Annotated in this window: 4 protein-coding genes; 3 read left to right on the plus strand and 1 reads right to left on the minus strand. The window is 68.0% G+C overall.

Annotated elements, in window-relative coordinates:
• Window positions 1-357: 357 nt before the first annotated feature.
• Window positions 358-591, plus strand: coding sequence for a histidine kinase dimerization/phosphoacceptor domain-containing protein (locus U9980_RS22055; protein WP_322769674.1), 234 nt, complete (start codon window positions 358-360; stop codon window positions 589-591).
• A 492-nt stretch (window positions 592-1083) separates the two neighbouring features.
• Here U9980_RS22055 and U9980_RS22060 read toward each other — a convergent pair whose 3' ends face one another.
• Window positions 1084-1596 (minus strand): hypothetical protein, encoded by a 513-nt coding sequence (locus U9980_RS22060; RefSeq protein WP_322769675.1) that lies wholly within the window; start codon window positions 1594-1596, stop codon window positions 1084-1086.
• A gap of 552 nt (window positions 1597-2148) precedes the next feature.
• Between U9980_RS22060 and U9980_RS22065 the strand changes: the two genes are divergently transcribed.
• A complete protein-coding gene (locus tag U9980_RS22065; protein ID WP_322769676.1) occupies window positions 2149-4017 on the plus strand; it encodes a peptidoglycan-binding domain-containing protein in 1869 nt (622 codons plus the stop codon).
• Between the two features lie 285 nt (window positions 4018-4302).
• A complete protein-coding gene (locus U9980_RS22070; protein ID WP_322769677.1) occupies window positions 4303-4836 on the plus strand; it encodes an effector-associated domain EAD1-containing protein in 534 nt (177 codons plus the stop codon).
• Window positions 4837-5067 lie beyond the last annotated feature (231 nt).

A 5067-nucleotide genomic window follows, 5' to 3' on the forward strand; every position in this document is an offset into this window, starting at 1 on the left:
GCGTCGGTGCTGCGTAGCAGCTCCAGCAATCCGGATACGGCGGACTGGTCCAGGGCCATCGTGTGTACTCCGGCTGCGAGTTCCTGGCGGTTCTCACAGAGCTTCACGCGATGGCTCTCTCCCGTCCGGGACCGACATGCCCGCCAGGCGATCATGCAGAGGACAGGCCACGCCATCCGGCTCAGAAACACAGAAAGACCCCGACTGCGAGTGCCGTCGGGGTCTGAGACGCTTTTGTCTTGCAGGTAGTGCCCCCGGGAGGGCGCCCAGCGCGCCGCTCCTACATATTGACCCAGCCGGGCGTACGCGGACCCACGGCCACGAGCGCACGGCCACACCCGCTACGGAGGCGACGCATTGGGACGAGGACCTGCCCGCCGCGCCGTCTTTGAGGACCGCGACCGGATCGTCTGCGAGCTGCACGACCTCGTCATCCAGCGGCTGTTTTCCGGCGGTGTGCGGCTGCAGTTGATCGCGCGCCAGGTCCCCGAGCCTGGCGCGGTGCAGATTTCGACCGTGATCTCCGACCTCGACCATGCCATCGAGGAAGTCCGCCGCAGCATCTTCGACCTCCGGCCCCCGGTCGCGTAGCGCCCGGCGCTGAGTCGACGCGGTTCGACCCTCGTGTATTCGGAACCCGGACAACCGCGGGAGGCTATGTAGTGGCAAGTCCGGGTACGTCGGCCCTCGGAGGCCACGTCCGTGGGCTCGCTGGACGCCGGGCGTATCTCATGTGGTTTCGCTTGGTGGGCCGACTGGCGGCGGAGGATGTTCTGCGCGGCGCCTAGCCCCCAGCGGCCGTTGGCGAGTCGTCCGCCGCGCCCGGCCTGGTAGGCACGGATTTCGGCGGCCAATGCTGTGGCGGCCGAGTCGCTGGACGCCTCCGCGTTGGTGAGCGCCGCTTCGAGGTAGCGTCCAGTTGCCGCACGGGGCAGCGTGATCCAGTCGTTGGTTGCGGAAACAAGCTCGGCGAGGTCCTTGTCGCCGGCGGCCCGGGATGGAGCGGTGTCCATGGGGCGATCTTGGCAGGAGTCATTCTCGGGGCGTTGGCCGGATCGACCTGGCGGTCGAGGGCCTTGATGATCAGAGGTCCGACCCTGCGGCTTGTTCGAGCTTCGCATACTCCCGTTCGGTCGCTTCCGCGGAGACCCCGAGCTTGTGCATGTGGAACCGCAGGATCGCGGTCAACATCGTCTCGACCTCGCTGAACTGTTCCCTAGCGGCTTCGAGGTCGGCGATCATGGCCTCGCGGCCGGGTGCTGTCAGGAAGTCCTCGGCACGCTCGCGAAAGAAGCGATGGGCGATCCCGTTCCTCGTCTCGACGGCGGCGCTTAGCTTGGCAGCGACGACGGAGGTGTCGTCGTGGTCACTCGGAAGCTGCCGGACCATCCTGCCGAGCGTCAGCGCGAAGTTCCTAGACCACAGGTCGTCCTGGGTCTTGACCCCTGCTGGGAGCGTGTGCAGCCGAGACAGCTGGGCGACTGTGATCATGTTGACGAGTGTGTGTTCGAGGACTTGCGACATGTAGTACGCGAGCCCGAAGTGCGCGTACACGTCGCGTACGTGCTCGCCGACCTCGTCATCGGGCTCTGGCATTGATCCCGGCGGCATGATGCCACCGTAGTGATCTAGGCAAATCACTTGGTTCGCCCCTGCGACGCAGCTGTCTGGCAGGCGCTACCGACGGGCTGGTGCTCGAGCACGGCGTTTGCGGCCCAGTTGTGATCCATCTGAGCGCGCATGCGTATCTGTCGGACCCAACACCCCGGAGGGCACGGACCTGCGGTAGTCCGCCAGCGGCAAAACCGCAGGTGGCACGCTGGCGGCCAGGCGTCGACATGGCTCCGACGCCGCCGTTCGCCACCTTTTTCGAATGTTGCCGGCTGATATCTCCGCAGCCTGGCTGACCTCGACCAGAGAGAGGCAGCGGATGGCAGCGGTCCTGTGTCCAGCGGCAAGCTCGGAGGGCTCACCAGTCTCGGTTCCCTTCTGGCCCGGATATCTGCCCGAACGCGCAGGTTGCCGTCGACCGCACACGACTAAAATAGCTTCACGCTTCAACGAACAGCGAATTACGATCTTCGCGGTGCGGTCTGCTTTGGTCGATTCGCGGTTGGGTCCGACTGCCTGGCATGAGCGGAGGCCGCGATGGTTGTTCGAGGCTCAACGCTCGACAAGGTGCCCGAATCGTCGGCGTTCGCGCGGCCCAAGCGCCGATCATCGGATGCGCCGGGCCTGCTCGAACTCCAGCGCGCGGCCGGCAACCGTGCGGCGGCCGCTCTTCTCGGGCCCCGCTCGATACCTCGTGGCCTCGTCCAGCACCGGGACCCGCTGGCCGTACAGCGCTGTGAATGCCAGGACAGACAGCCAGCGGAGGATCATGGCGAGCTACCGGCGCAGCGCAGCGTCGCGCCGGACCAGATCGATGCCACTGCCGCGCCGGCGACGCTCGGAGCTCCGCACCGGCGGGTGACCGCGGCCGTTTCGCCCTCCCAGCTGCTCGCGCTGCAGCGTGGCGCGGGCAACGTCGCCGTCGCCTCCAGGCCGGGCCTGCGCGCGGCGCCCGGTGCGACATGCCAGAAGGAACCGCTGCAGCACGTCCAGCGAAGCTGGCTGGATGACGCCGAGATTGCCGCCGGCGACGCCTGGGACGCGGCCAAGGAAGCCGGCAGCCAGGCCGGCAACGCGGTGCGCGGGGCCTGGGACAGCGCCAAGGAAGGTGTCAGCGACGCTGCGGCGGCGGTGGGAGACACGGCATCCTCAGCGTGGAACGCGGGGGCCAACGCTGTAGGTGACGCGGTCGATTCGGCGACGTCTGCCGGCGCCGCAGCCGGCCAGGCGGCGACCGGGGTGGTCAACGGTGTCGCGTCGGTCGCGCACGGAGCGGTACTCACCCCCGGTACGACGGGTGCCGCGGTGACCGCCGTACAGCAGTTGTTGAGCGCGGCCGTGCCCGGGATTCCGCTGTCCGGTGTCGTCGACGCGGCGACGACAGCCGCGGCGCGGGCGTTCCAGGCGGCGCAAGGGCTCTCGGCAGACGGCATCGTCGGGCCCAAGACGCTTGAGGCCCTGACCGCGGGCCCTTCGCTGTTGGCGCAGGTACGCGCGAGTCTGCCGACCTTCTCCGCCGAGCAGATCGCGATGATGAGCCGCATGCAGGCGGCGGGAGGCATCGCCGGCGATGCTCGTGGCGACATAACGAAACCTGGGCTGATTCCCGTCGTCACTCCGACTCTGCCAGGTGGCGGCAGGCCGGGAAACGCGACCGCCTGCGGGAACCAGCCGTGCCCGCCCGGCGACGAGATCACAGCGACACCGGACATCTCCAGCTCCGCCGAGCGGTGCATCCAGGCCCAGTACCGCACTGATCATCCCGCCAGCACGGTGAGCTCGAATAAGGAATACGTGTTCCTTACCGGGCGTGATTCGCGCGAGAAAGAGGCGCTGGACTGCCTGCGCTCGAACTTCACAGCCAAGTCCGGAACGCACCCGGGTGAGCCGGATATCTGGGACTTCACCAACAACACGATGTACGAGGTCACCACGAAGAACGGCGCCCCCTTCCGCAAGGGGAAGATCGCCGCGGAACTGCTCCTTGCGAACAAGATCGCGGCCGATCCGGAATGCGGTGGCCAGTTCTACGGGCCGGGTGACTGGGTGCCGGCCGGGCCGTGTATCTCACTCGGCGGCACCGACGCGTTCATGACGGTGGCCAATGAGAGCGGCATTCTGGTCTACACGCCGTTCCGCCGCAAGAAGCAGAAGCAGAAGCAGGAACAAGAGCAGGAACATCCGACCACCGACGAGGAGAAGGAAAAGGAGGAGAAGCTCCGGCGACAGCTGGCTACGATCGCCCTCGCGGTCGGCATCACCTTGGCCGTGGCACTGGTGATCGTTCTGGTCGTGGTCGGCGTGCTCACCGCGCCAGCCTGGCTACCAGTGGTGCTCGCGGGCCTGGGCGCGACGGCGGTCATCGCACTCATCGCCAGCATGCACGAGTCGACCTCGTCAGCCTGACGAGGTGAACGGCGCCACGTTGGCCCGGCACGGGTGAAGCCGTGGCAACGCACCGTCTGGCCGAGGGTTGCGGCGGCGGAGTAGTCGCCGCTGAGGGGCACGTAATGCAAGGCGTCAATGAGCGGCAGTTGTCCGCCACGCTCGGCCCTGACGATCTCGACACCACCCCGCGACCTCACCCCAGATCCAGATCATGATCTCCGCCTCCGTGGCACGGCCTCCGCCCGCCGCGAGCGGGCACCACGAGGTGTCTGGTCACGGTGATCACGGTGCGATGATGTCCAGGTGGGCGACGGGGAGCGCGGTGATCCCGATCAGGCGGCGACCGCCGACGGCGTTCCGGCCCCGGAGGGACTGACCGAGGAGGAGATCACCCGGTTCGCCAACGAGTTCCCTGCCGGGTCCGAGGTACGCCAGCTGCTGGAGGCCGCCGGGCTGCCGCCTGGGGAGCATCCGACCTGGAACGTCTCGACCGCGCGCGGGCTGGTCCGAGGTGTCCACCCTGCTCCGGAACGGCAAGGTGCCGGATGGCCGAGCACGCGTCCGGGCCAACCCGCGCGGGTACCGGTCGCAACCACAGCCGCCGACCTCACCGACCCCGAGGCCCACCTCGACCCCACCCCGGCCCGCTGGCTACCCCTGACCCCGACCAGCACCGGCCGCCTCGAACTGGGGCAGCTGTCCACCCTCTGGCCCCTACGGACCGACTCCCGACGCCGTGGCAACGGGGAACCCACCCGCCTGGAGCGACCCGACCGGCTCCACCTGCCGCAGCCGATGCCCCCCACGGGCCTCGAGCACCAGCAGCGCGCGGCCTGACCGCAGCCCCCGGGTGGGCCCTGGCTGCCTGGGCATTGCACCCCAGGCAGCCAGGACCCCGGCCGATCGGATGGAGCAGGCCAGCTCAGGGTTCGAATCCTGGCGGCCCACCACAATCCGTAATCATGTCGTTGACCTGGTTAATAGGTTCGATCTATAAGCTCCGGAACTACGTCGGTCTGCGAGAGCCCAGGTCAGGGTGCTGATCAAACGGTTCGAGTCCTTAGAGGG

It is taken from the genome of Protofrankia sp. Cr1 (genome assembly GCF_963555865.1).
Classification (GTDB): Bacteria; Actinomycetota; Actinomycetes; order Frankiales; family Frankiaceae; genus Protofrankia.